The sequence below is a fragment of the Trinickia sp. genome, assembly GCF_051954495.1.
Classification (GTDB): Bacteria; Pseudomonadota; Gammaproteobacteria; order Burkholderiales; family Burkholderiaceae; genus Trinickia.
In genome coordinates this window covers 77,745-102,605 of record NZ_JBQCHR010000024.1, presented here as the reverse complement: position 1 = coordinate 102,605, position 24,861 = coordinate 77,745, and the positions used below count along the sequence as shown (strand labels likewise).

Below are 24,861 nucleotides of genomic sequence, written 5' to 3'. Positions count from 1 at the left end.
CGTGCCCGCGGCGCGTTGGCCATCCGGCCGAATTCCGGCTCGCGGCCGCAGTTCGCACAATTTCACCACAGCAAGTCGTTTAGGCCGCTCATGTCGACGGCCCGGCTGCTGTGGGGAAATACCATGCTGATGAGAAGGAAACTGCTGTCCGCCGCGCGCCGCTTCGCGGCCGGCATCGATGTGAGCGCACGCGAGGTGCGGCTCGTCATCGCCAGTCGCAAACGCCGTGGGGCACATCCCGTTCGCGTCGAATGGATCGGCGCGGCGCCCCTACCTGCGGGGGCGATGTCGGGCGTGCACATCGTCGAGCGCGCACTCGTGACCGAAGCGCTGGCGTCGCTCTGCGCCCGCTGGCCGCGACAGCTTCCCATGCGAGGCATGCCTTTTTCGATGGCGGTGCCGGGCGACGCGGCGTCCATCTCGTTATCCGCCATGACGGCGACGCGCTCGCGTTCCGATCGGAAGGCGGCCTCTTCGTGCGAGATCGGTGAGGGCGAGCCCTTCCTTTTCGACTTGGCCGGGCAACTGTGCGGCCACGATGCCGGCGAAGCGCGAGCAGGGGCGTCGCACCCGCTTTTGCAATCGCGCGTCGAAGCCGCCGCCGCGGCGCACATTGCGCTCGCCTCGGTGGAGTGCGAGCCGCTGGCTGCTTTGCGCGCCCTCGTCCATACCGGCGAGCATACGCGAACGGCAGTGCAGCGATATGGCGCGATATGGGCCGGATACGGCGGCGTTTTCGGGTGGCGCATCGCCGATCGTTTGGTCGAAGCGGCCATTCGATTCCCGGGTGGCGAGCATCCCGATCTCGACGCGGCTCTGCGGCTTCTGGCCGGGGGCGAAGGCCTTCACGCGGCGCTCGTAGGCGGCGACGTGGCGTTGCTCGAGCGTATCGGGCTGACTTTGGCGGACATCGGCGAGCGCCTGGGGTGCAGCGCCGCGCCGTTCGAATGCGCGCCGTTTGGCTGCAGGCCGGGCGCACTGACCGACCTCGAAGGCTGGAAGCACGGCGCGGCCTATGCGGTCGCTTTCGGGCTGGCATTGCGCGAGGTGACGCAATGAGCACGACGAGCGCGATGGCTTCGACGGCCACCGTGTCGCGCCCGCGGTGCCGTGGGCGCGATAGCGCCCGGCGCGTCGCCTGCGCGGCCAATACCGGCCCGCATCGCCAGGCTGGCGTTCGTGAGCGCTGCCGACGCTATGTGACAGAGGGCGCGGTGGCCGTATTCGCCGGTTCGGTCGTGGCATTCGGTTGGGCCGCGGTTGCGGCGAAGGACGAGCGAATGAGCGGTCGCCGCGCGCAGCTCGAACGGGAAATGTCGCTGATGTCGTCGCCGCTGGCCGAATTGGCGCGGTTGGAGCGAGCCGATGAAACCGCCAAGGCGGCGGCTGCGCAAGCGCAACTGCGCGCACGGCCGATCGCCGAGTTGCACTCGCTGCTCCACGCGCTCGGTGGCGAAGCGCAGTCGGGCGTGGCGCTTAGCAGGCTGCGGCGTTCGGACGAAGGCGTCGAATTGCAAGTGCGAGCCGCCGATACGGTCGCGTGCGCTTCGTGGGTCGAGCGACTTCAGCGCATGCCTGGGCTTGAGTCGGCGGAGACGGTCGAACTCAAATCCCTTGCCGCGCCCGCCGCCCGCCAAGGCGAAACCGCCGTTGAGGCCACCGTTCGTCTGCGCTGGCGCGGCGCATCCACGCAGGCGCCGCGGCCGTCACCTTCTCGCCAGGTCGTGCTCGAGAGTCGAAAGCGCCGCGAAAGGAGTGATCGATGAGCGCGGCACAGCCGGTTCGCGGTTCCGGCCGCTCGGGGCGGGCGTCCAAACGTCGCGCCGCGGTTAGGCGGCTGATTCGCGCGATCTCCCGCTTTCGCTCGCCAGCACGGACGTGGACCGTAAAGCGCAGGCTAATGGCGTGCGCGGCGCTGGCCGCTGCCGCGTTCGCGCTCGCGACCTTCGCGTGGCGTGTTCTCGACGCCGGCAGCCGGACCGAGCGTGCGGCCGAGATTCAAGCGCTGGAGCGGCGAGTGCACGAGAGTCGCATCAAACTCTCGGGCTTACCCAGGTTGCGCGAGGCCGTTGGCGCGGCACGCGTCTCGCCCCGCGCGGCGGTGCGGCCGCCAGGCGGCGAGTGGCAGGCCGTGGTCGATCTCGCGGCCCGCACGGGCGTAAAGCTGCGCGTGCTCGAACCCGCGGCTCGAGCGGCCGCGGGGCGGGGCCGTCAGGGCGAAACGGCCGAGCGGGCGCTGCGCCTCGAGGGGCGCACGGATTTCGCGGGCCTTTACGCCTTCGTGCAGGGGCTCTCGGCGCTGCCGGTGCTCGTCGTGCCGCGCGCCTTGGATATCAAGCGCGAGCCTGACGGTCTGGCGTTCGAAGCGACGCTGAACGTGCTCGACCGGTCGTCCGCGCGGCTCACGCTCGCAACGGGCGCCTCCAATGCCGATGCTGGAGGGCCCCCAGGGGATCCGTTTCACGTCGGCGATGCTTTCTCGTCGCCGGAGGCATCGGCTGCGCGGCTCGTGGGCCTCTTGCAAGGAGGCCGGCAAGCGCTCGCGCTTTTCGAGCGTGCGAGCGGCGTGCAAGCGGCGCTCGCCACACCCGGGCAGATGTTGGGCGCCGAAAAGATCGTCAGTATCGACACATTCGGTGTGACGCTTTCGGGCCAGGGCGGCGTGCGTCGCCTTTCATGGCCGGAGAATGGCCGATGATCCCGGCCAAGCGGGCCCGGCCCGCTACCCGCGCAGCCGCGTGGGCAGTCCGGGCGATCGTATCGTTTGTCACGGCGAGCGCGGTGGCGCAACCCGTCGCCCCACTGCCCCCCTTGCCGCCGGCCATGGCGGCGCAAGGCCCCGGGGAGCAACGCTCGTCGCCGTGGCCGAGCGTCGGCCTGCCGCCGCTTGGCGACAATTCGGATGACGAATCCGGCGATGCGGCGCAGGAGCCATCGGAAGGACAGGATGGCCTGGCTGACAATGAGCGCGCGGCCCGGGGGAGCGCCGATGCGCCTTCGTCCATGCTCGGCGACGATCCCAGTCGCTCGCAAGCGGCCCGATCTTCGGGCCGGGCGGTCGCGTTCGAGCTCGAGGGGCCGCCGGTGCCGCTGGCGCCGGCCGGCAGATTGAGCGAAGGCAGCTCGGCCGAAAGGGGCGCGGGCGATGCATCCGCGAGCGGCCAGCCCCTCACGATGCGGTTCAAGAATGCGGAGCTCGTCGATGTGCTCGATGCGTTTTCACGCTTCACGGGCTTGAACATCATCGCAAGCGAGCGGGCGCGCGGGCGCGTTTCGCTGAATCTGAACGGTGTGCCTTGGCGCATTGCGTTCGATGCGTTGCTCGACATGCAGGGCCTCGCCATGTCGAGGCGCGGGAACGTGATCTGGGTTGCGCCGCTCGCCGAGTTGGCGGCCCGCGAGCGTCAACGGTTCGAGGCGCACGCCCGCGCAGCCGATCTCGAGCCGCTCGCGAGTCGTACCTTCGCGCTCAACTATCCGCGCGCGGAGGAGGTGCAGCGACTGCTGACGGCGGCCGGCGCGCAGCGTGTGCTTTCCAAACGCGGCGCGGCGATGGCCGATGCGCGCACGAATCTGCTGTTCGTCACCGACCTTGCCGCGAGGCTCGAGCAGGTGGCGCAGCTCATCGCCGCGATCGACAAGCCGAACCGCCAGGTGCTGATCGAAGCGCGTATCGTCGAGGGAGCGCGAGGGTTTTCACGTGAATTGGGGGCGCGCTTGTCGATGCGCTCGGCAGGCGGTGCGGCCGACACCGCGGGTGCGCCGGCAAGGGGCCTCGTCGGCGGGGAGCAAGGCGTCGTGCATGACCTGTCGGCCCGCGCGATCGCCGGCTTCGAGGCGGCGACGGCCGGGCTCACGCTATTTGCCGCGGGTGCCACGCGTCTCGTCACGGCGGAGCTTTCGGCGCTCGAGGCGCTGGGCAGGGGGCAGATCGTGTCGAGCCCGCGCGTCGTGACGGCCGATCGGACGAGGGCCCTCGTCGAACAGGGCACCGAATTGCCTTATCAGGCCAAGGTCCGCAACGGCGTCTCGGGCGTGCAGTTTCGGCGCGCCAGCCTCAAGCTGGAGGTGGAGCCGCGCATTACGCCGGCGGGGCGCGTGATCCTCGATCTCGATATTGCGAAGGACAGCGTGGGCAAGGCGACCGCGGGTGGCCCCGCGATCGACACCAAACATGTGCGCACCCGCGTCGAGGTGGAGGACGGCGGAACCGTTTCGATCGGCGGGATCTACGAGAGCGAAGATCGAGACGATGTGACGCGCGTGCCGCTGTTAGGCAAAATACCGCTGCTGGGCGCGCTGTTTCGTCATCGGGCGGTGCGCGAGCAGCGCAGCGAGCTCGTCGTCTTCATCACGCCGCGCGTCGTCGCGATCGATTGACCGGCCGGCCCGGCGGGGCGGCGCGCCCGAGTCGCCGTACTCGACAAGGCGGCGGCTTTGCCAGTAAGCTGCGCCACGAACCACAGCCGATTGAACAGAGGATACGTTGCAAGAGCGGGGCGCCAACACCAACATTTTCTTCGTGGGGCTCATGGGGGCAGGCAAAACCACCGTGGGCCGCGCCGTGGCGCGCCGGCTCGGGCGCCCGTTCTTCGACAGCGACCACGAGATCGAGGCTCGCACGGGCGCGCGCATTCCCGTCATCTTCGAGATGGAAGGCGAGACCGGGTTTCGCGAGCGCGAGGCGCAGGTCATCGCCGAATTCACGGCGCGCGATGCGATCGTGCTCGCGACGGGGGGCGGAGCGGTATTGCGTCCGGAAAATCGCGCATTTCTCCACGATCGCGGGCTTGTCGTATATCTTCGAGCGAATCCGCACGACCTTTGGCTGCGCACGCGCAAGGACAAGAATCGTCCGCTCCTGCAAACGGACGATCCGAAAGCGAAGCTCGAGGCGTTGTACAACGAGCGCGATCCGCTCTACCGGGAGTGCGCGCATTTCATCGTCGAAACAGGGCGGCCATCGGTCAATGGGCTCGTAAACATGGTGCTCATGCAACTCGAGATGGCCGGCATCACCAAGCAGACACAGTCATGATTACCGTCAACGTCGATCTCGGCGAACGCTCCTACCCGATCCGCATCGGAGCCGATCTGATCGCCCGCACCGAACTGTTCGCGCCGCACATCGCGGGCGCGGCGGTGACGATCGTTACGAATGAAACCGTGGAGCCGCTGTACGGCGAGGCGCTGCGAGCGGCGCTCGCCCCCCTCGGCAAGCAGGTGTCGACCGTCGTGCTGCCCGACGGCGAAAGCTTCAAGCACTGGGAAACGCTGAACCGCATTTTCGATACGCTGCTCGGCGCAAAGGCCGATCGGAAGACGACGCTGATCGCGCTTGGCGGCGGCGTCGTCGGCGATATGACCGGCTTCGCGGCGGCCTGCTACATGCGCGGGGTGCCGTTCATTCAGGTGCCCACGACGCTGCTTTCGCAAGTCGACTCGTCGGTCGGCGGCAAGACGGGCATCAACCACCCGCTCGGCAAGAACATGATCGGTGCGTTCCATCAGCCGCAAGCCGTTATCGCCGACATCGGCACGCTGCGCACGCTGCCCGAGCGCGAACTCGCGGCCGGCATTGCCGAAGTCATCAAGACCGCCGCGATCGCCGACGGCGCGTTCTTCGAGTGGCTCGAGGCGAATATCGCGGCCCTCAATGGCCGCGATCCCGATGCGCTGGCGCACGCCGTCAAGCGCTCTTGCGAGGTCAAGGCATCGGTCGTCGCGGCGGATGAGCGCGAAGGCGGCCTACGCGCCATTCTGAATTTTGGCCATACCTTCGGTCACGCGATCGAGGCGGGGCTCGGCTATGGCGAATGGCTGCACGGCGAGGCCGTCGGGTGCGGCATGGTCATGGCCGCCGATCTGTCCGCTCGCTTGGGATACCTCGACGAAGCGGTGCGCAAGCGCCTCGTCGCCCTGATCGGAGCCGCTCGGCTGCCGTCGCGGGCGCCGGCGTTGAGCGATACGCGCTATATCGAGTTGATGAAGGTGGATAAGAAAGCGGAAGCGGGGGCGATCAAGTTCGTCCTGCTCAAGGCGCTCGGCCAGACGCTCGTGACCGACGTACCGGAGGACGCACTGCGCGCGACGCTCGCCGCGTGCGTTTGAATCGAGCGAACCCAGCCGCGCGGTGTGCCGCGCGACAGACATTGCGGGAGGGAAAACGATGGGCGACAGAGCGGACCCGGCGCAGGACTCGGCATTAGGCGCATCGGCGAGCGGCACGCTGCACGCGGCGCTGGCCAGTCCGCCGACGGCCGCCATGCTCGAGGCGCATCTCGCTCCTTACGCCGCGCACTCGGCGAATTCCCGCGGCCGCCGCTTTCCGGAAGCGCCGCCTTCGGCGCGAACCGAGTTTCAACGCGACCGTGATCGCATTGTTCATTCAACGGCTTTTCGGCGCCTCGAATACAAAACGCAAGTCTTCGTCAATCACGAGGGCGACTTGTTTCGCACGCGGCTCACGCATAGCCTGGAGGTGGCGCAGATCGCCCGCTCCGTTGCGCGCAATCTCCGCGTAAACGAGGATCTCGTCGAAGCGATTTCGCTTGCGCACGATCTCGGACATACGCCGTTCGGTCATGCCGGCCAAGACGCATTGAACGAATGCATGCGCGAGCACGGCGGCTTCGAGCACAACCTGCAGAGCCTGGCGGTCGTGGACGAACTCGAGGAGCACTACGGCGGCTTCAACGGCCTGAATCTCTGCTTCGAAACGCGCGAAGGCATCCTGAAGCATTGTTCGCGCGAGAATGCTTCGAGGCTCGGCGATCTCGGCGAACGCTTTCTGAGCGGCAAGCGTCCGTCACTAGAGGCACAAATCGCCAACATCGCCGATGAAATCGCCTATAACAATCACGATGTCGACGATGGCTTGCGCTCGGGGCTGCTGACGATCGAGCAACTGTCGCAAGTCGAGCTCTGGCAAACTCACTACGAGGATGCTATGCGGGAGCATTCGCAGTTAGACGGGCGCCGCATCGTGCACGAGACGGTGCGCAGGATGATCAATACGCTGATCGTCGATCTCATCGACGAGACGCGGCGCAACCTCGCCGTCCATGCTCCGCAGTCGCTGGATGCGGTCCGCGCGGCGCCGGCCCTGGTGGCTCACAGCGGCGCCGTAGCGGCGCAGGCGGCACAGTTGAAGCGGTTTCTGTTCAAGAACTTGTATCGGCATTACCGCGTGATGCGCATGGCGAGCAAGGCGCGGCGTGTCATCGGCGGGCTGTTCGAAGCATTCAGCGAAGACCCGCGCCTGCTGCCTCCGGCCTATCTGGCCGAGGACGAAGCGGCGCAGCCTCGCCTCATCGCGCATTACATTGCCGGAATGACGGACCGGTATGCGTTGAAAGAGTACCAACGTTTGTTTGTCATCAACGATAACTAGACTACTGGCCCGGGCCGGCTGCATGGCTTATTCCCACGGGGTGGGAAATTCATGCCGGGCGGGCACATGTCAACCTTAGGAGAACTAAATGAACGGATGCAGGACGCTGGTTCGCTCGCTTGTGGTCGGGGGAGTGCTGCTCGTCGGCGCGAGCCATGCGGCGCTGGCCGCGACGGAGATTCAATTTTGGCACGCGATGGAGGCAGCGCTCGGCGAGCGCGTGAACGACATCGCCAACGATTTCAACAAATCGCAGAGCGACTACAAGATCGTGCCGGTCTTCAAGGGTACCTACGACCAGACGCTCGCGGCCGGCATTGCCGCGTATCGTAGCGGCAACGCGCCGGCGATCCTCCAGGTTTATGAGGTCGGCACGGCCACGATGATGGCGGCGAAGAAGGCTGTCGTTCCGGTCTCCGAAGTCTTCAAGCAGGCGGGTATGCCGCTCGACCAAAAAGCTTTCGTGCCGACCATCGCCAGTTATTACAGCGATGCCAAGACGAACGAACTCGTGTCGATGCCGTTCAACAGTTCGACCCCCGTCCTTTATTACAACAAGGACGCCTTCAAAAAGGCCGGACTCGATCCGAACCAGCCGCCGAAGACGTGGGACGAAGTGCGCGCCGATGCCGAGAAGCTGAAGGCCTCGGGTTTGAGCTGCGGCTTCACCACCGGCTGGCAAGGTTGGATTCAGCTCGAAAACTACAGCGCTTGGCACGGTCTGCCGTTCGCTTCCGAGAATAACGGTTTCGACGGCCTGAACGCGAAGCTCGAATTCAACAAGCCGCAACAGGTGGCTCATATCAAGTTCTTGCAAGATATGGCCAAGCAGGGCACGTTCACCTACGTGGGCCGCAAGGATGAAGCCGTCTCGAAGTTCTACAGCGGCGATTGCGGCATCCTGACCAATTCGTCGGGCTCGCTCGCCACGATTCGCAAATATGCCAAGTTCGACTTCGGCACCGGCATGATGCCGTACGACGCCAACGTGAAGGGCGCGCCGCAAAACGCCATCATCGGCGGGGCGAGCCTGTGGGTCCTGGCGGGCAAGGATCCGGCCGTCTATAAGGGCGTGGCGAAGTTCCTGGCGTATCTGTCCTCGCCGGCCGTCGCGGCCAAGTGGCACGAAGATACGGGTTATTTGCCGGTGACGACCGCAGCCTATGACCTGGCGCGCAAGCAAGGCTTCTACGAGAAGAACCCGGGCGCGGATACGGCGATCAAGCAGATGTTGAACAAGCCGCCGCTGCCTTATACCAAGGGCCTGCGGCTCGGCAACATGCCTCAGATCCGCACGGTCGTCGACGAGGAGCTCGAGCAGGTATGGGCGCAGAAGAAGACGCCGCAGGCCGCGCTCGATTCAGCCGTCGATCGTGGCGACGAGTTGCTGCGTCGCTTCGAGCAATCGGCGCAGTAAACGCGGGGCGGGCCTTGGTTGCCACGTTCTCGGGCTCGCAGCTCGGCGTGCCGTTCACGGCGGCCGAGCGGCTCGTTTGAGCAAGGCGTTCGCCACCCACCATGCGCCGCCGCCCGATCGGTTTGAGTCGATCGAGCGGCGGCGCAGGGCATTGATCGACTGACCACTCATGCACGAACGTTCCCGTTTCGCCGCGAGCGCGCTGCCGTACCTGCTGGTCGCGCCGCAACTCGTCATTACCGGGTTGTTTTTTCTTTGGCCTGCCGGCGTCGCGCTTTGGCAATCGACGCAAACTCAGGACGCATTCGGCACGTCGAGCGAATTCGTCGGATTCGCCAACTTCGCTCATCTGTTCGCCGATCCGCTCTATCTCGATTCGTTCAAGACGACGCTCGTCTTCAGCGCGCTCGTCACGGTGTCGGGGCTCGTCGTCTCTTTGCTGCTTGCGACCTGCGCCGATCGCGTGACGCGCGGTGCGAAGGCGTATCGCACGCTCTTGATTTGGCCGTATGCCGTCGCGCCCGCCATCGCGGCCGTGCTGTGGGCGTTCTTGTTCAACCCGAGCATTGGCCTCGTGACCTATGCGCTGGCCAAGGGCGGCATCGTGTGGAACCATGCCCTGAACGGCGCCCAAGCGATGACGCTCGTCGTGCTTGCTTCGGTTTGGAAGCAAGTGAGCTACAACTTCCTCTTTTTTTATGCCGGGCTGCAGGCCATTCCGCGCTCGCTGATCGAAGCGGCGGCGATCGACGGGGCAGGGCCGGTGCGGCGCTTCTTCGGCATCGCGCTGCCGCTGCTCTCGCCCACGACGTTTTTTCTGTTCGTCGTCAATGTGGTCTACGCGTTCTTCGATACGTTCCCCGTGATCGACGCTGCGACCGGCGGCGGCCCCGCGCAAGCGACGAAAACGCTGATCTACAAGATCTTCGCCGAAGGGTTTCAAGGCCTCGACATCGGCAGCTCGGGCGCGCAGTCCGTCGTGCTGATGGCGATCGTCGTCGGCCTGACGGTGATCCAGTTCCGGTTCATCGAACGCAGGGTGCAATACGCATGATCGAAAATCGCAAGGGCTTCGATCTCTTCTGCCACGCCGTGCTCATTCTCGGCGTCGTGATCGTCGCGTTTCCCGTCTATGTGGCTTTTTGCGCGGCGACGATGAGCGAGCACGAGGTCTTCACCGTGCCGCTGTCGCTCGTGCCGAGCACGCATCTATTCCAAAACATCGCCACCGTCTGGTCGCAGGGCAGCGGCAACGCGGCGAGCCCGTTCGGGCGCATGCTGCTCAACAGCTTCGTCATGGCGCTCGCGATCGCCGTGGGCAAGATCGCCGTGTCGATCATTTCCGCGTACGCCATCGTCTTCTTTCGTTTTCCGCTTCGCAATACGGCGTTTTGGCTCATCTTCATCACGCTGATGCTGCCGGTGGAAGTGCGGATATTTCCGACGGTGCAGGTCGTTTCGTCGATGCACCTGACGAACACCTACGCGGGGCTGACCTTGCCCCTCATCGCCTCGGCGACTGCAACGTTTCTGTTTCGCCAGTTCTTCCTCACGCTGCCCGACGAATTGATGGATGCCGCGCGGATCGACGGCGCGAGCGCGTTGCGGTTCTTCTTCGACGTCGTGCTGCCGCTGTCGAAGACGAACATCGCGGCGCTTTTCGTCATCACGTTCATCTACGGCTGGAATCAATACCTTTGGCCCATTTTGATCACGAACGAGCAATCGCTGACGACCGCGGTGGTGGGCATCAAAGCGATGATCGCAAGCGGGGACACCGCAACGGCGTGGCATCTCGTAATGGCGGCGACGCTACTCGCCATGTTGCCGCCGCTCGTCGTCGTGATCGCGATGCAGCGCTGGTTCGTGCGCGGCCTCGTCGATGCTGAAAAATAATTGAAAGGGATCATTGAGCATGTCAGGGCTAACGCTAAAGCGGGTGCGTAAGACGTACGACGGCAAGCAGTTCGTTTTGCACGGTATCGACGTCGACGTGGCCGACGGAGAATTCGTCGTGCTGGTCGGCCCTTCCGGTTGCGGAAAATCGACGCTGTTGCGCATGGTCGCGGGGCTCGAGAGCGTCTCGGAGGGGGAGATATCGATTGGGGAGCGCGTCGTCAATGCGCTCGAGCCGAAGGACCGCGACATCGCGATGGTGTTCCAGAATTACGCGCTCTATCCGCATATGAGCGTGAAGGAAAACATGTCCTACGGGCTCAAGATTCGCGGCATCGCGCGCGAAACGATCGATGCACGCGTGGCCGCCGCGGCCAAGATTCTCGAACTCGATCCGCTGCTCGCGCGCAAGCCGAGAGAGCTCTCGGGCGGGCAGCGGCAGCGCGTGGCCATGGGTCGAGCGATCGTGCGCGAGCCGTCGGTCTTTCTGTTCGACGAGCCGCTCTCGAATCTCGACGCGAAGCTGCGAGTGCAAATGCGCCTCGAGATCCAGCGTCTGCATGCGCGGCTCGCGACGACGAGTTTGTACGTGACGCACGATCAGATCGAGGCGATGACGCTCGCGCAGCGCGTGATCGTCATGAATCGCGGACACGCGGAGCAGATCGGCGCGCCGACCGAAGTGTACGAGCGCCCCGCGACCGTGTTCGTGGCCAGCTTCATCGGGTCGCCCGCCATGAACTTGCTTTCGGGCACGCTCAGCGAAGACGGCGCGACGTTCGAGGTCTCGGGCGGCGGGCCGCGGCTGACGGTGGCCGGGGCACCCGGCGTGGGACGCGAGATTGCCGGCGGACGGGAGTGGATTCTGGGCATTCGTCCCGAGCACATGACGCCGCGCGGCGGCTGCGAGCCAACGCCGCTGGCGGTCGACTCGTGCGAGTTGCTCGGCGCGGACAACCTCGCGCACGGCCGCTGGGGCGCGCACGACGTGACGGTGCGGCTCGCGCACGCGGACCGCCCGCAGCGGGGCGATGTCGTGCCGGCCGCGTTGCCCCTCGAGCATATTCACTTTTTCGATCCGGCAACGGGCAAACGCGCGTTTTGAACGACGGGCCGATGCGCGCGGGCGTTGCCCGTCCGACGGCCGAATCGGAGCAGCCATGACGACTCACACCACAACGCCAGATTGGCGATATCCCCGTATCGTCGCCCATCGCGGCGGCGGTTCGCTGGCCCCCGAAAACACCCTCGCGGCGATCGACACCGGGGCCCGGATGGGCCTCACGATGATCGAATTCGACGCGAAGCTTTCGGCCGACGATGTCGTGTTCCTGCTGCACGACGACACCGTGGACCGGACGTCCAATGGCCACGGAGCCGCGGCCGGCAAGCCGTATGCGGAGCTTGCGGCGCTCGATGCCGGAAGTTGGTACGACAAGCGCTTCGCGGGCGAGCCCATGCCCACGCTCGCCCAAGTGCGAGAGCGATGCGAGGCGCTAGGCCTCGCTGCGAATATCGAGATAAAGCCGTGCCCGGGGCGCGATGCGGCGACAGGCCGGCTCGTCGCGCAAGAGGCGGCGCGGTTGTGGCAGGGCGCCGACGTTGCACCGTTGCTGTCGTCGTTTTCTTTCGACGCGCTGACGGCGGCCCGCGCTGCACAGCCGGAGCTGCCGCGCGGGTTGCTGTTTGGCGCGGTACCCGCTGATTGGCGTGCCCAGACCGAAGCCCTTGCCTGCGTCTCTCTGCACGCGGACCATCGCAAGCTCGACGCGCTGCTTGTCTCGCAAATCAAGGCGGCTGGGCTGCGCATTCTGGCCTACACCGTGAACGACCCGGAGCGCGCGCGCCTGCTCGCGCAGTGGGGCGTCGATGCGATCTGTACCGACCGCATCGATCTGATCGGCGCGGACTTTCTGGCCTAAGCGACCGCGGCCGATGGCCGCGTTACCTCAGCGAGCGCGGGCGAGCAGCCACCCCGTCAGCAACGCGACGCCGCCGACGACGGCCATCGTTTCCCACGGGTTCTCGCGAATATAGCCTTGAGCGTCGGTGAGGGTCGCCACGGCGCGGCCGCGAATCGTTTCGCGCGCGCCATCCATCCGCGCGCGGGCGGCATCGAGGCGTTTTTTCATCTGATCGCGCAGAACGGCGGCATCGGCCTGCGTGCCGTCGGCCAGCGTTTGTTCGAGTTCCGAGAGCAGTTCGCGCATTTCGCTGCCGATGTCCTCGGCGGCATGCCGGCTGTGCCGCGCCATGCGGCGTGCATGGCGGCCGGCGCTGTTCCACGAGGTTTCGAGCGCGTCTCGCGTATTCGGTAGTGCGGTCATGGTCGCTCCGTCAGTAAGTAATAACGGGAAGAACGAACCCGCGAATCCGATGCGGGGAAGAACCCTATCGCCGCAACTTCGATGCCAGTGGCCTGGATGCCGGGCATCCGCTCGCCGTCATCCGCAGTGCCGGGCGCGCTGCCGAGCCGTCTCGTTGCGCCTCGCGAGCCGGGGCGAGACACGGCCCACGGCCGTTGGCAGGGCGCCCGCCGCCCGACGAAGACCGACGCGAAGAGGCGAAATCGAGGCGCGCTCTGTGCCACGGCGTAAACGGCCGCCCCGGATTCCATGTGATGAGAACCGCGTAGAAAGGTGATCGGAGGGACATCTCGACGGTTGAAATTACAACGCCGCCGCATGAGGGCGGCGGCGTATAGGCACGCGTCGAATTTCCGCCTAGGCTTAGAAGGCGTAGCCGACCTTCGCGAAGGTGACGATCGGGTTGAGCCTGATCTTTGCTTGCGATTGAACCGTCAAGCCGAAGGGTCCGGCGTTCGTCGACGTCAAGTTGGCAGTCACGCTCACCGGGATGTAGGAAATCGACAGGCCGGCGAACCAATGCTTATTGAACGAGTAGTTGAAGCCTGCATTGAACACAGGCGCCCAGGAACGATCCGTCGAGACGGAGGTCGGACCGTGCAGAACGTTTTGCTCGAAGGCGCCGTTCGTGATCTGTGCGTTCGTGAACCAGACCCGTGTGACGCCCAAGCCGACATACGGACGGAACTTGTCCGTCGGGCTCATGAAGTTCCATTTGAACAGGAGCGCCGGCGACCAGAGCTTCGCGCTGCCGAGCTTGCCGAACGCCGCGAGTTGTCCGCTGCCGTCGATGTCGAACTTCGGCGGGATACCGAGTTCCAACTCAGTGGAGATGTGGTCGGTGACGAAGTAGCCAACGCTCAATCCGAGTGTGTCGGACTGATCGATGCGCGCGCCGGTATTCGCCTGGTAGCTGTTCAGGGTCGTGCCGCCGACGCTCAAGACTTCGAGCGGGTCGCTATCGCTTTGAGGTGCGAAATGAAACCACCCCGACGATACGTAAAAAGTCCCGGCCGTTTGGGCATGAGCCGCTTGTGCGCAAGCAAGCGCCGCCACGGCCCCTGTGATGGCCTGTTTTAATTTCATTAATGTGCTCCTCCATGAAAGGCCCGCCTATTATGAGTAGAAGGTTTCAAACAAACCAAGCGCGCGCGCTAGAGCATTCTCCCTAAGCGTGGCAAGTGTCAGCTCAACGCCACGCGCGTCTTCGCGAATGCTCGAAGCGACGCATCGTCCCTTGGGGTAATCACCAACGTACTAAACGGAATCCAGCATGGCACGGCTCGCACGTCTTTACGTCCCAAAACAGCCGCAGCACGTCATCCTGCGCGGACTCGATCAGCAGCCCGCCTTCGTCGACGAGCAGGATTACGAGCTGTTCGTCGATTGCTTGAAAGCCGCTTCGCGCGACCACCACCTCGACGTTCACGCCTATGTCCTCATGCCCGGCGCAGTGCAACTGCTCGTCACCCCGAGTGACGAGACGAGCTTGCCCAAGGCCATGCAGGCCGTGGGCAGGCGCTACGTCGCGCATTTCAATCGCCGGTACTCGCGGCGCGGCACGCTCTGGGAGGGGCGGTACCGCGCGACGGTGATCGAGGGCGAGCGCTACTTCTTGCTCGCCAGCCGCGTTATCGAGATGTGCCCGGTGCGAGCACAACTCGTGAGCGCGGCGGAAGACTACCGCTGGTCGAGCTACCGGCACCACATCGGGCTCACGGTGGATAGCCTCGTCACCGACCACCCGCTGTACTGGTCGCTCGGCAACACGCCGTTCGAGCGGCAGCGCGCGTACAAGGAGTTGTGCGAACAGCCGCTCGATGAGCGCGAGGCCAACGAATTGCAACAGGCCACGCTGAAAGGGTGGGTGCTCGGCGGCGACTCGTACCGCGAGTGGGCGGCGCGGGAGGCAAACCGGCGCGTGTCGCCCTTGCCGCGCGGGCGCCCCAAAAAGGTGCGCGAATCGGCGCAGGCGCCGCACTCGCCTCACTCGTCCCAGCAGTAGCGCAGGCCGAAGCCGGCCACGAAGGGTGGTAAAACGCCCGCGTGGCCGCGCTCGCTCGTCGGAAAGCGCGGCATCCGAACGGTGCCGCTTTTATTTGCACAATTATGATGCGGCCCTATTAAACAGGCACCATGTCGGCGCATCTGATTTAATGGTGACAGATCATCACGTTTTGTTTGCTATTCCATTGATTCGTCGCGTATATTCCGATTTCCGGCGGGTGCCGAGGGCCATAAGCCCGATCCGCCGCCGCGGCGCCTCCCCACCCCCCGGTCATCCGCGACTAGCCATTAGCCCAATGCGAACGGCCGCCAGGCCCTCTGATACACGGTGTCTCCCATGAACGACCACGAACCGATCCGCTCGGTACCCGCCGCCCAAGGTCTGTACGACCCCAGCAACGAGCATGACGCCTGCGGCGTAGGCTTTGTCGCGCATATCAAGGGCCAGAAGAGTCACGACATCATTCAGCAAGGGCTGAAGATTCTGGAGAACCTCGATCACCGGGGCGCCGTCGGCGCCGATCCGCTGATGGGCGACGGCGCGGGCATCCTGATTCAGATTCCCGATGCGTTCTACCGCGAGGAAATGGCCCGCCAAGGCGTGACGCTGCCGCCGGCAGGCGAGTACGGCGTGGGCATGATCTTTCTGCCGAAAGAGCACGCATCGCGTCTCGCCTGCGAGCAGGAGCTCGAACGGACGGTGAAGGCCGAAGGCCAGGTCGTGCTGGGCTGGCGCGACGTGCCGGTCGACCACGCGATGCCGATTTCCCCGGCCGTCAAGGCGACCGAGCCGGTCATCCGCCAGATCTTCATCGGCCGCGGCCGCGACATCATGGTGACGGACGCGCTCGAGCGCAAGCTCTACGTCATCCGCAAGACGGCGAGCCACCGCATTCAGGCGCTCAAGCTCAAGCACGGCAAGGAGTACTTCGTGCCGTCGATGTCGGCGCGCACGGTCGTCTACAAGGGGCTGCTGCTGGCCGGGCAAGTGGGCGTCTATTATCGCGATCTGCAAGACGAGCGCGTCGTCTCTGCGCTCGCGCTGGTGCACCAGCGCTTCTCCACGAACACGTTCCCCGCCTGGGAACTCGCGCACCCGTATCGGATGATCGCGCACAACGGCGAAATCAATACGGTCAAGGGCAACGTCAATTGGCTCAACGCCCGCACCGGCGCGATCGCGAGCGCCGTGCTAGGCGACGATCTGCCCAAGCTGTGGCCGCTGATCTACCCGGGCCAGTCCGATACCGCGTCGTTCGACAACTGTCTCGAGCTGCTCGTCATGGCGGGCTATCCGCTCGTGCACGCGATGATGATGATGATTCCGGAGGCGTGGGAGCAGCACACGCTGATGGACGAGAACCGCCGCGCGTTCTACGAATATCACGCCGCCATGATGGAGCCCTGGGACGGCCCCGCCGCGATCGCCTTCACCGACGGCCGTCAGATCGGTGCAACGCTCGACCGTAACGGTCTGCGTCCCGCGCGCTATATCATCACCGACGACGACCTTGTGATCATGGCGTCGGAATCGGGCGTGCTGCCGATTCCCGAGTCGAAGATCGTCAAGAAGTGGCGCCTGCAGCCGGGCAAGATGTTCCTCATCGACATGGAGCACGGCCGCATCATCGGCGACAAGGAACTGAAGGACAACCTGTCGAACGCCAAGCCGTACAAGAGCTGGATCGACGCCGTGCGCATCAAGCTCGACGAGATCGAGCCGAAGGCCGAGGACGTCGCGACCGAGCGTCGCGAGGCGGCCGCGCTGCTCGATCGCCAGCAGGCGTTCGGCTATACGCAGGAAGACGTGAAGTTCTTGATGGCGCCGATGGCGCAGCAGGGCGAGGAAGCGATCGGCTCGATGGGCAACGACTCGCCGCTCGCCGTCATGTCGAACAAGAACAAGACGCTCTATCACTACTTCAAGCAGTTGTTCGCCCAGGTCACGAACCCGCCGATCGATCCGATCCGCGAGAACATGGTGATGTCGCTCGTCTCGTTCGTCGGCCCGAAGCCGAACCTGCTCGACACGAACAACATCAACCCGCCGATGCGGCTCGAAGTGTCGCAGCCGGTGCTCGATTTCAAGGACATCGCGAAGATCCGCGCGATCGACCAGTACACGGGCGGCAAGTTCAGCTCCTACGAACTGAACATCTGCTATCCGGTCGCGTGGGGCAAGGAAGGTATCGAAGCGCGACTCGCGTCGCTGTGCGCCGAGGCCGTCGACGCCGTCCGGTCAGGCTACAACATGCTGATCGTGTCCGATCGCCGCACCGACCGCGACAACGTCGCCGTCCCGGCGCTGCTCGCCACGGCCGCGATCCACACGCACCTCGTCTCGCACGGGCTGCGCACGAGCACGGGCCTCGTCGTCGAGACGGGCTCCGCGCGTGAAGTCCATCACTTCGCGCTGCTCGCCGGCTACGGCGCGGAAGCCGTTCATCCGTATCTCGCGATGGAAACGCTCGCGCAGATGGCGCAAGGGCTCAAGGGCGATCTCTCGCCCGAAAAGGCCGTCTACAACTTCACGAAGGCGATCGGCAAGGGCCTGCAGAAGGTCATGTCGAAGATGGGCATTTCGACCTACATGTCGTACACGGGCGCGCAGATTTTCGAAGCGGTCGGCCTGGCGAGCGACTTGGTCGAAAAATACTTCAAGGGCACGGCCTCGAAGGTCGGCGGCATCGGCCTGTTCGACGTGGCCGAGGAAGCTATTCGCCTGCACAAGGAAGCATTCGGCGACAACCCGGTCCTGGCCAATATGCTCGACGCGGGCGGCGAGTACGCGTATCGCGTGCGCGGCGAAGACCACATGTGGACGCCCGACGCGATCGCCAAGCTTCAGCATTCGACACGCAGCAATTCGTATCAGACCTACAAGGAGTACGCGCACCTGATCAACGATCAGACGCGCCGTCACATGACGTTCCGCGGCCTGTTCGAATTCAAGGTCGAGCCCACCAAGGCGATTCCGCTCGACGAAGTGGAATCGGCCAAGGAGATCGTCAAGCGTTTCGCCACGGGTGCGATGTCGCTTGGCTCGATCAGCACCGAGGCGCACGCGACGCTCGCGATCGCGATGAACCGTATCGGCGGCAAGTCGAACACGGGCGAGGGCGGCGAGGATGAAAACCGTTATCGCAACGAGTTGCGCGGCATCCCGATCAAGAACGGCGACACGCTGGCTTCGGTGATCGGAAATGAAATCGTGCGCGACATCCCCCTCAAGGACGGCGATTCGCTGCGCTCGAAGATCAAGCAAGTGGCCTCGGGCCGCTTCGGCGTGACGGCCGAGTATCTCGCGTCGGCCGATCAGATCCAGATCAAGATGGCGCAGGGTGCGAAGCCCGGCGAAGGCGGCCAATTGCCGGGACACAAAGTGTCCGAATACATCGGCAAGCTGCGTTATTCGGTGCCGGGCGTCGGTCTCATCTCGCCGCCGCCGCACCACGACATCTATTCGATCGAGGACTTGGCTCAGCTCATTCACGATCTGAAGAACGTGAACCCCGCGTCGAGCATTTCGGTGAAGCTCGTCTCCGAGGTGGGCGTGGGCACGGTAGCGGCCGGCGTCGCGAAGGCGAAGGCCGATCACGTGGTGATCGCCGGTCATGACGGCGGCACGGGCGCGTCGCCGCTGTCTTCGGTCAAGCACGCGGGCACGCCGTGGGAACTCGGCCTGGCCGAAACGCAGCAGACGCTCGTGCTGAACCGCCTGCGCGGCCGTATCCGCGTGCAGGCCGACGGTCAGATGAAGACGGGCCGGGACGTCGTGATCGGCGCGCTGCTCGGCGCCGACGAGTTCGGCTTCGCGACGGCTCCGCTGGTCGTCGAAGGCTGCATCATGATGCGCAAGTGCCACTTGAACACCTGCCCGGTCGGCGTCGCGACGCAAGATCCCGTGCTGCGCGCCAAGTTCCAAGGCCAGCCGGAACATGTCGTGAACTACTTCTTCTTCGTGGCCGAGGAAGTGCGCGAAATCATGGCGCAGCTGGGCATCCGCAAGTTCGAAGATCTGATCGGCCGCGCCGACTTGCTCGACACGAAGAAGGGCGTCGAGCACTGGAAGGCCAAGGGGCTCGATTTCACGAACGTGTTCTATCAGCCGAAGGTGCCGAACGACGTCGCACGCAAGCACGTCGAAGAGCAGGATCACGGCCTCGCGCGGGCGCTCGATCACACGCTGATCGAAAAAGCGCGCGCGGCGATCGAAAACGGCGAGCACGTTTCGTTCATTCAGCCGGTGCGCAACGTGAACCGCAGCGTCGGCGCGATGCTCTCGGGCGTGATCGCCAAGAAACACGGCCATGATGGGCTCGACGACGATGCCATCCATATTCAACTGAAGGGCACGGCGGGCCAAAGCTTTGGCGCGTTCCTCGCGCGCGGCGTGACGCTCGATCTCGTCGGCGACGGCAACGATTATGTCGGCAAGGGGCTCTCGGGCGGGCGCATCATCATCCGCCCGACGAACGACTTCCGCGGCAAGTCCGAGGAGAACATCATCTGCGGCAACACGGTGATGTACGGCGCGCTCGAAGGCGAAGCGTATCTGCGCGGCGTGGCGGGCGAGCGCTTCTGCGTGCGCAACTCGGGGGCGAGCGCCGTCGTCGAGGGCACGGGCGATCACGGCTGCGAGTACATGACGGGCGGCACCGTCGTCGTGCTCGGCGAGACCGGCCGCAACTTCGCGGCTGGCATGTCGGGCGGCGTGGCATTCATCTACGACGCCGACGGCACGTTCGCCAGCAAGTGCAACAAGGCGATGGTCGCGCTCGAGCCTGTGCTGCAGCAGGCCGAGCAAGAGCGTACGGTCGATCGCGGGCTCTGGCACATGGACACGACCGACGAAGCGCTGCTCAAGGGCCTCGTCGAGCGGCACTTCCAGTTCACCGGGTCGCCGCGCGCCAAGGCGCTGCTCGAGAACTGGGACGCGTCGCGCCGTCAGTTCGTCAAGGTCTTCCCGACCGAGTACAAGCGTGCGCTCGGCGAGTTGGCCGCCAAGAAGGCCGCCAAGGAGGCGATGGCTGCGTAAGCGGCCGACGCACGAGAGGCGCTGCGCCGGCACGGCGCGCGCCCCGACCTGACCCGAGCGGCCGGCGAAGCTCGCCGCGTCTCGATCGACATCGATACGAGCGCGCGGCCTCGCCGGCCCCCCCCGATACCGACGATTTTGGAAAGAAGAGCATCCCATGGGCAAGGCAACCGGTTTTCTCGAGTTTGAGCGCCGCCACGAGTCGTACGAGGCCCCGCTCGCACGCTTGAAGCACTACAAGGAATTCGTTCTCGCACTGTCCGACGAGGACGCGAAGGTTCAAGGCGCGCGCTGCATGGATTGCGGCATTCCGTTTTGCAACAACGGCTGCCCGGTCAACAACATCATTCCCGATTTCAACGACCTCGTTTATCACCAAGATTGGCAGCGCGCCATCGAGGTGCTTCATTCGACGAACAATTTCCCCGAGTTCACGGGCCGCATTTGTCCGGCTCCGTGCGAGGCGGCCTGCACGCTCGGCATCAACGCCGACCCCGTCGGCATCAAGTCGATCGAGCACGCGATCATCGACAAGGCTTGGAGCGAAGGCTGGGTGGCCCCGCAACCGCCCAAGAAGAAGACCGGCAAAAAGGTTGCCGTGGTCGGCTCCGGCCCGGCCGGACTCGCTGCCGCGCAACAGCTCGCGCGCGCCGGTCACGACGTGACCGTGTTCGAAAAGAACGACCGGATCGGCGGGCTTTTGCGCTACGGCATTCCGGACTTCAAGCTCGAAAAGTGGCTGATCGATCGGCGCATGCGTCAAATGGAAGCCGAAGGCGTCACGTTCCGCGCGAACGTGTTCGTCGGCAACGACCCGCTGCCTGCCTACATCGGCAACACGGCCAAGGAAACGATCGCGCCCGAGGCGCTCAAGGAGCAGTTCGACGCGGTGGTCATCGCGGGCGGCTCCGAGACGCCGCGCGACCTGCCCGTGCCGGGGCGCGAGCTGGCCGGCATCCATTACGCGATGGAGTTCCTGCCGCAGCAGAACAAGGTCAACGCGGGCGACAAGCTCGCCGATCAATTGCTCGCGAAGGGCAAGCACGTTGTCGTGATCGGCGGCGGGGACACGGGTTCGGATTGCGTCGGCACGTCCAATCGCCACGGCGCGAAAAGCGTCACGCAGTTCGAGCTGCTGCCGCAGCCTCCCGAAGAAGAGAACAAGCCGCTCGTTTGGCCCTATTGGCCGATCAAGCTGCGCACCTCGTCGTCGCACGAGGAAGGCTGCAGCCGCGATTGGTCGGTTGCGACGAAGCGCTTCGAAGGCAAAAACGGCAAGGTCGAAAAGCTCATCGCCGCGCGGGTCGAGTGGAAGGACGGCAAGATGCAGGAAGTGCCGGGCTCCGAGTTCGAGATGAAGGCCGATCTCGTGCTGCTCGCGATGGGCTTCACGCAGCCGGCTTCGCCCGTGCTCGACGCCTTTCGCGTCGACAAGGACGCCCGCGGCAACGTGCGCGCGTCGACCGAAGGCGAGCGCGCGTACTACACGTCCGTCGATAAGGTGTTCACCGCGGGCGACATGCGGCGCGGTCAGTCGCTCGTCGTTTGGGCGATCCGCGAAGGCCGGCAGTGCGCGCGCGCCGTCGATGCGTACTTGATGGGCAACTCGGAGTTGCCCCGCTGATCGTTTGATCGCAAGATCGCATGGCGCCGCCCGAGATCGTTGATGACGACTGGCATCGCTGTTTCATTGCGCTGTCGCCCGATGCGGCCACGCGCGATGCCCTGGCGGCGATGCCCGTCGTCAGCGCGGCGGCGCGCCGCGTCGGCATCGATCAGCTGCATATGACCGTAGCGTTTCTCGGCAGCGTACCCCCGGAAAAGGGTGCGCGGCTCGCGGCGCAATTGAGTTCGGTCGTGGCGCCGCTGCCCGCGCAGCGCGCCGAGCATGCGCAGTACTGGCCGAGCCCGACGCACCCGCGGCTGGTGGTTGTACCTTTCAACGCGGGCGACGGCCTCGGCGATTTGGAAGCGCGCGTGCGGGCGCTGGTCGCCGCGCTTCAATTGCCGATCGACGATCACCGGCCTTTTCGACCGCATATCACGCTGGCGCGTTTCGCCCGGACGGCGCGGCCCGCTCGCGAGGCGGCCGATCGGCGGGGGCGTTCCCCCGCCGTTTCGTCGCCGGCCTCGATACCGGCTTCTCCGCCCGGTGCGGCGGTGCTCCAAGTCATCCCACGCTTCGACACGCTGACGCTCTATTCGAGCACGCTGGCCCGTCACGGGGCCCGCTATCGAGCGCTTGCATCGGTGGCGGTGCCGCCGGGTTGACCTTGATCCCGCGGCGCGTGAAAACCCCCGGGCGTACTGCCGCGCGAGGGTCATCGCCGCGCTTGCCTCGCGGCCGATGCAAAAGGAGAGCCGGAGGCGCTTGGCGGTGCGACGCCGTTAGGCTGCGGCCCGTTCCTCTGTCCTCGTGATGTCGAGCACGTGCTGATGCAACGCAACGAGCGACTCGCGATGCGCGACACTGACGATGGCCGTGGCCGGCAGCCGTTCGGTGAGCAGTCGATAGACGTTGGCTTCGTTGGCCGGGTCGAGCGCACTCGTCGCTTCGTCGAGGAACAGAAAGTCGGGCTTGTGCAGCAGAATGCGCGCACAAGCGAGGCGCTGCTGCTCGCCGGGGGAGAGCACGCGCGTCCAGTGAGCCGACTCGTCCAGGCGGTCGGCGTAGTCTTCGAGCCGGCAAGTGCGCAGCGCCTCGCGGCAGAGTTCGTCGGAGAACGTATCGGCCGCGGAGGGATAGGCGAGCGCGGCCTTGAGCGTGCCGATCGGAAGATAGCTTTGCTGCGGCACGAACATCGTGCGGGCGCCGACCGGTGCGTCGATGGCGCCGTCGCCGAACGGCCACAGCCCGGCGAATGCCCGCAGCAGCGTGCTTTTGCCCGAGCCCGATGCCCCTCGCACGAGCCACCGCGAACCGGGTTTGACGATGATGTTTTCGATCGACGCGAGCGGCGCCCCGTTGGGCAGCGCGAGCCGCAGATCATTCGTCGCGAGCGAATCCGAATCGACGTAGTGCAAGTTGATGCCGCCGTGCTCGGTGGCGGGCGAGACCGATTCGCGCAGATGCGTGCTTTGGATGACGCGCGTGAATTCGCGCAGACGGTTGACCGTGGCGCGCCACGAGACGAGGGCGGAGTAATTGTCGATGAACCACGAAAACGAACCGCTGACCGTGCCGAAGGCATCCGCGATTTGCATCAAGGTGCCGAGAGTGAATGCACCGGCGAAGTAACGAGGCGCCGCGACGAAAAACGGGAAGACGATGGCGGCCTGCGCATAAAAATTCGTCACGACGTTCAGGCGCCGCGTGTACGTCATGATGCGCCACCAGTTGTCGCGGATACGCGTGAATATGTGCTGGGCGTTTTCGTGCTCGGTCCGCACGCCGTTGTACAGCGCGATTTGCTCCGAGTTTTCGCGGATGCGAATGAGCCCGAACCGGAAATCGGCTTCCACCCGCTGTTGTTGATAGTTGATCGAAACGAGTGAGCGCCCCACCTTGTGAATCACGAAAGAGCCGCCGACGGCATAGATCGCGGCCGCCCATACCATATAGCCGGGGATGGTCCAGGTCGAGCCGGTGAAGTGCAGCACCAGCGGGCCCGAGATCGTCCAAAGGATCGTGATGAAAGAAAAGAGCGTCACGACCGTCGATAAGAGTCCAAGCGAAAGCGCGAGCGTGTTCGAAGCGAAAGTCTGCAAGTCGTCGCTGATCCGCTGGTCGGGGTTGTCGGCGAGCCGGTCGCGTTCGATGCGATAGAACGCGACTTCCCCTAACCATGCCCGTAGATATCGGGTGGTGAGCCATTGGCGCCACCTGAATTCCAGCATCTGCCGCAAATAGACGCGATAGACGGCCAAGGCGATCAAGACGAACGCGGCGATCGTAAACAGCATGAGTTGGTGCCAGAACTGCGGGACATCCTTGGCTTGCAGTGCGTTGTAGAACTTCGCGTTCCACTGGTTGAACCACACATTGAGCGCAACGATGATGAGGTTCAGTGCGACGATCGCCACCAAGAGGCCCCATGCGGCCTTCCAGTCCTCGGAAACCCAGTACGGCTTGATGAGCCCCCACGCGGACGTCGCGAAGGGCTGAGCCGGCGTATCGGTGCGCTCGGGGACGGGAGTAAGGGACGCGGTCATAGATTTTCCGAACGATGTTTCTGGATCAGGCGAATCAGGTGAATCGAAGTGCGCCAGTCGACGGCACGTTCGCATGCGCCGAAGTAACGCACCGCGCGCGTTTCGCCGCGAAATTGTTGCGTGAACCTCTTAAAGGAGTCTTAACGACGGGATTGCCAATATCCGCCGCGTGTCCTGCCGCGCGATGCGGTGCGTGCGTGTTTCGCCGATCCCACCGCGCTGATCGGACATTCTGCCAGAGGATGCGGCGCTCCCCCTTCTTGTCGGCCGGCGCGTGGCCGAAATAGGGTTCGCTAGTTGTGCGGCATGGGCCGCTCGCGTTTGCGGCCTATCTCGCTTTTATGGTCTAATGGCCGACGACGAAACAGGGGTGCTTCGCACGTTGCAGGTGGGCAGTACGGCGGTCTAGCCGTATCGCCGCGAGGCTGAGAGAGACCCTTCGCACCCGATCCGGGTAATACCGGCGCGGGAAGTTTCGGGAACGCTTTGCGTTGGGCGCCGCATTGGCCGGCCGTCCTTCCCCGCCGGGCCCGGTCCTCGATTTTGCGGACACCGTGCGCCCGGCCGGCCCCACCGGCCGGTTTCGTCCTCA

At 65.0% G+C, this 24,861-nt stretch carries 19 protein-coding genes and 1 riboswitch; of the genes, 16 read left to right on the top strand and 3 right to left on the bottom strand.

Features of this window, described 5'->3' with window-relative positions:
* Nucleotides 1-123: 123 nt before the first annotated feature.
* The 12 genes from ACTHNR_RS03515 to ugpQ all read left to right on the top strand — a co-directional run bounded on the left by ACTHNR_RS03515 (nucleotide 124) and on the right by ugpQ (nucleotide 12,628).
* Nucleotides 124-1,059: a hypothetical protein gene (locus ACTHNR_RS03515; RefSeq protein WP_440546076.1), complete on the top strand. Its 936-nt coding sequence runs from the start codon at nucleotides 124-126 to the stop codon at nucleotides 1,057-1,059.
* On the top strand, nucleotides 1,056-1,766 hold the full coding sequence (locus ACTHNR_RS03510) for a hypothetical protein (protein WP_440546075.1): 711 nt from the start codon (nucleotides 1,056-1,058) through the stop codon (nucleotides 1,764-1,766). The genes ACTHNR_RS03515 and ACTHNR_RS03510 overlap by 4 nt, the downstream gene beginning before the upstream one ends.
* On the top strand, nucleotides 1,763-2,698 hold the full coding sequence (locus ACTHNR_RS03505) for a hypothetical protein (protein ID WP_440546074.1): 936 nt from the start codon (nucleotides 1,763-1,765) through the stop codon (nucleotides 2,696-2,698). The genes ACTHNR_RS03510 and ACTHNR_RS03505 overlap by 4 nt, the downstream gene beginning before the upstream one ends.
* Nucleotides 2,695-4,380 carry a type IV pilus secretin PilQ gene (locus ACTHNR_RS03500; protein WP_440546072.1) on the top strand — a complete coding sequence of 562 codons (1,686 nt, stop codon included), beginning with the start codon at nucleotides 2,695-2,697 and terminating at the stop codon, nucleotides 4,378-4,380. Before ACTHNR_RS03505 ends, ACTHNR_RS03500 begins: the two co-directional genes overlap by 4 nt.
* A gap of 151 nt (nucleotides 4,381-4,531) precedes the next feature.
* Nucleotides 4,532-5,038 (top strand): shikimate kinase, encoded by a 507-nt coding sequence (locus ACTHNR_RS03495; protein ID WP_440546098.1) that lies wholly within the window; start codon nucleotides 4,532-4,534, stop codon nucleotides 5,036-5,038.
* A complete protein-coding gene (gene aroB, locus ACTHNR_RS03490) occupies nucleotides 5,035-6,111 on the top strand; it encodes a 3-dehydroquinate synthase (RefSeq protein WP_440546071.1) in 1,077 nt (358 codons plus the stop codon). Before ACTHNR_RS03495 ends, aroB begins: the two co-directional genes overlap by 4 nt.
* 58 nt (nucleotides 6,112-6,169) lie before the next feature.
* The gene (locus ACTHNR_RS03485; RefSeq protein WP_440546070.1) at nucleotides 6,170-7,393 is read left to right on the top strand and encodes a deoxyguanosinetriphosphate triphosphohydrolase; all 1,224 of its coding nucleotides are present in this window, start codon (nucleotides 6,170-6,172) and stop codon (nucleotides 7,391-7,393) included.
* 88 nt (nucleotides 7,394-7,481) lie between these two features.
* Nucleotides 7,482-8,810 (top strand): sn-glycerol-3-phosphate ABC transporter substrate-binding protein UgpB, encoded by a 1,329-nt coding sequence (ugpB, locus tag ACTHNR_RS03480; protein ID WP_440546069.1) that lies wholly within the window; start codon nucleotides 7,482-7,484, stop codon nucleotides 8,808-8,810.
* A gap of 169 nt (nucleotides 8,811-8,979) precedes the next feature.
* Nucleotides 8,980-9,864: a sn-glycerol-3-phosphate ABC transporter permease UgpA gene (gene ugpA, locus ACTHNR_RS03475; RefSeq protein WP_440546068.1), complete on the top strand. Its 885-nt coding sequence runs from the start codon at nucleotides 8,980-8,982 to the stop codon at nucleotides 9,862-9,864.
* Nucleotides 9,861-10,706 (top strand): sn-glycerol-3-phosphate ABC transporter permease UgpE, encoded by an 846-nt coding sequence (gene ugpE / locus ACTHNR_RS03470; RefSeq protein WP_440546067.1) that lies wholly within the window; start codon nucleotides 9,861-9,863, stop codon nucleotides 10,704-10,706. Before ugpA ends, ugpE begins: the two co-directional genes overlap by 4 nt.
* A 19-nt stretch (nucleotides 10,707-10,725) precedes the next feature.
* Nucleotides 10,726-11,811 carry a sn-glycerol-3-phosphate import ATP-binding protein UgpC gene (locus ACTHNR_RS03465; protein ID WP_440546066.1) on the top strand — a complete coding sequence of 362 codons (1,086 nt, stop codon included), beginning with the start codon at nucleotides 10,726-10,728 and terminating at the stop codon, nucleotides 11,809-11,811.
* Between the two features lie 55 nt (nucleotides 11,812-11,866).
* Nucleotides 11,867-12,628: a glycerophosphodiester phosphodiesterase gene (gene ugpQ, locus ACTHNR_RS03460; RefSeq protein WP_440546065.1), complete on the top strand. Its 762-nt coding sequence runs from the start codon at nucleotides 11,867-11,869 to the stop codon at nucleotides 12,626-12,628.
* A 27-nt stretch (nucleotides 12,629-12,655) separates the two neighbouring features.
* Here ugpQ and ACTHNR_RS03455 read toward each other — a convergent pair whose 3' ends face one another.
* The gene (locus ACTHNR_RS03455; protein ID WP_440546064.1) at nucleotides 12,656-13,033 is read right to left on the bottom strand and encodes a DUF883 family protein; all 378 of its coding nucleotides are present in this window, start codon (nucleotides 13,031-13,033) and stop codon (nucleotides 12,656-12,658) included.
* Between the two features lie 402 nt (nucleotides 13,034-13,435).
* Nucleotides 13,436-14,158, bottom strand: coding sequence for an OmpW/AlkL family protein (locus ACTHNR_RS03450; protein WP_440546063.1), 723 nt, complete (start codon nucleotides 14,156-14,158; stop codon nucleotides 13,436-13,438).
* Between the two features lie 187 nt (nucleotides 14,159-14,345).
* Between ACTHNR_RS03450 and ACTHNR_RS03445 the strand changes: the two genes are divergently transcribed.
* From ACTHNR_RS03445 to thpR, 4 genes are all read left to right on the top strand, one after another.
* Nucleotides 14,346-15,077, top strand: coding sequence for a transposase (locus ACTHNR_RS03445; RefSeq protein WP_440546062.1), 732 nt, complete (start codon nucleotides 14,346-14,348; stop codon nucleotides 15,075-15,077).
* Nucleotides 15,078-15,416: 339 nt separating this feature from the next.
* Nucleotides 15,417-20,117, top strand: a complete 4,701-nt coding sequence (locus ACTHNR_RS03440) for a glutamate synthase-related protein (protein ID WP_440546061.1) — start codon at nucleotides 15,417-15,419, stop codon at nucleotides 20,115-20,117.
* A gap of 157 nt (nucleotides 20,118-20,274) precedes the next feature.
* Nucleotides 20,275-21,741: a glutamate synthase subunit beta gene (locus tag ACTHNR_RS03435; RefSeq protein ID WP_440546060.1), complete on the top strand. Its 1,467-nt coding sequence runs from the start codon at nucleotides 20,275-20,277 to the stop codon at nucleotides 21,739-21,741.
* A 20-nt stretch (nucleotides 21,742-21,761) separates the two neighbouring features.
* Nucleotides 21,762-22,388 (top strand): RNA 2',3'-cyclic phosphodiesterase, encoded by a 627-nt coding sequence (thpR, locus tag ACTHNR_RS03430; RefSeq protein ID WP_440546059.1) that lies wholly within the window; start codon nucleotides 21,762-21,764, stop codon nucleotides 22,386-22,388.
* 117 nt (nucleotides 22,389-22,505) lie between these two features.
* Here the strand turns inward: thpR and ACTHNR_RS03425 are convergent, their stop codons facing one another.
* Nucleotides 22,506-24,269, bottom strand: a complete 1,764-nt coding sequence (locus ACTHNR_RS03425) for an ABC transporter ATP-binding protein/permease (protein ID WP_440546058.1) — start codon at nucleotides 24,267-24,269, stop codon at nucleotides 22,506-22,508.
* A gap of 356 nt (nucleotides 24,270-24,625) precedes the next feature.
* Nucleotides 24,626-24,758: riboswitch (TPP riboswitch) on the top strand.
* Nucleotides 24,759-24,861 lie beyond the last annotated feature (103 nt).

Coding starts and splice junctions, on each gene's coding strand:
- ACTHNR_RS03515 (WP_440546076.1), top strand. CDS start 124: ATGCTGATGAGAAGGAAACTGCTGTCCGCCGCGCGCCGCTTCGCGGCC.
- ACTHNR_RS03510 (WP_440546075.1), top strand. CDS start 1,056: ATGAGCACGACGAGCGCGATGGCTTCGACGGCCACCGTGTCGCGCCCG.
- ACTHNR_RS03505 (WP_440546074.1), top strand. CDS start 1,763: ATGAGCGCGGCACAGCCGGTTCGCGGTTCCGGCCGCTCGGGGCGGGCG.
- ACTHNR_RS03500 (WP_440546072.1), top strand. CDS start 2,695: ATGATCCCGGCCAAGCGGGCCCGGCCCGCTACCCGCGCAGCCGCGTGG.
- ACTHNR_RS03495 (WP_440546098.1), top strand. CDS start 4,532: ATGGGGGCAGGCAAAACCACCGTGGGCCGCGCCGTGGCGCGCCGGCTC.
- aroB (WP_440546071.1), top strand. CDS start 5,035: ATGATTACCGTCAACGTCGATCTCGGCGAACGCTCCTACCCGATCCGC.
- ACTHNR_RS03485 (WP_440546070.1), top strand. CDS start 6,170: ATGGGCGACAGAGCGGACCCGGCGCAGGACTCGGCATTAGGCGCATCG.
- ugpB (WP_440546069.1), top strand. CDS start 7,482: ATGAACGGATGCAGGACGCTGGTTCGCTCGCTTGTGGTCGGGGGAGTG.
- ugpA (WP_440546068.1), top strand. CDS start 8,980: ATGCACGAACGTTCCCGTTTCGCCGCGAGCGCGCTGCCGTACCTGCTG.
- ugpE (WP_440546067.1), top strand. CDS start 9,861: ATGATCGAAAATCGCAAGGGCTTCGATCTCTTCTGCCACGCCGTGCTC.
- ACTHNR_RS03465 (WP_440546066.1), top strand. CDS start 10,726: ATGTCAGGGCTAACGCTAAAGCGGGTGCGTAAGACGTACGACGGCAAG.
- ugpQ (WP_440546065.1), top strand. CDS start 11,867: ATGACGACTCACACCACAACGCCAGATTGGCGATATCCCCGTATCGTC.
- ACTHNR_RS03455 (WP_440546064.1), bottom strand. CDS start 13,033: ATGACCGCACTACCGAATACGCGAGACGCGCTCGAAACCTCGTGGAAC.
- ACTHNR_RS03450 (WP_440546063.1), bottom strand. CDS start 14,158: ATGAAATTAAAACAGGCCATCACAGGGGCCGTGGCGGCGCTTGCTTGC.
- ACTHNR_RS03445 (WP_440546062.1), top strand. CDS start 14,346: ATGGCACGGCTCGCACGTCTTTACGTCCCAAAACAGCCGCAGCACGTC.
- ACTHNR_RS03440 (WP_440546061.1), top strand. CDS start 15,417: ATGAACGACCACGAACCGATCCGCTCGGTACCCGCCGCCCAAGGTCTG.
- ACTHNR_RS03435 (WP_440546060.1), top strand. CDS start 20,275: ATGGGCAAGGCAACCGGTTTTCTCGAGTTTGAGCGCCGCCACGAGTCG.
- thpR (WP_440546059.1), top strand. CDS start 21,762: ATGGCGCCGCCCGAGATCGTTGATGACGACTGGCATCGCTGTTTCATT.
- ACTHNR_RS03425 (WP_440546058.1), bottom strand. CDS start 24,269: ATGACCGCGTCCCTTACTCCCGTCCCCGAGCGCACCGATACGCCGGCT.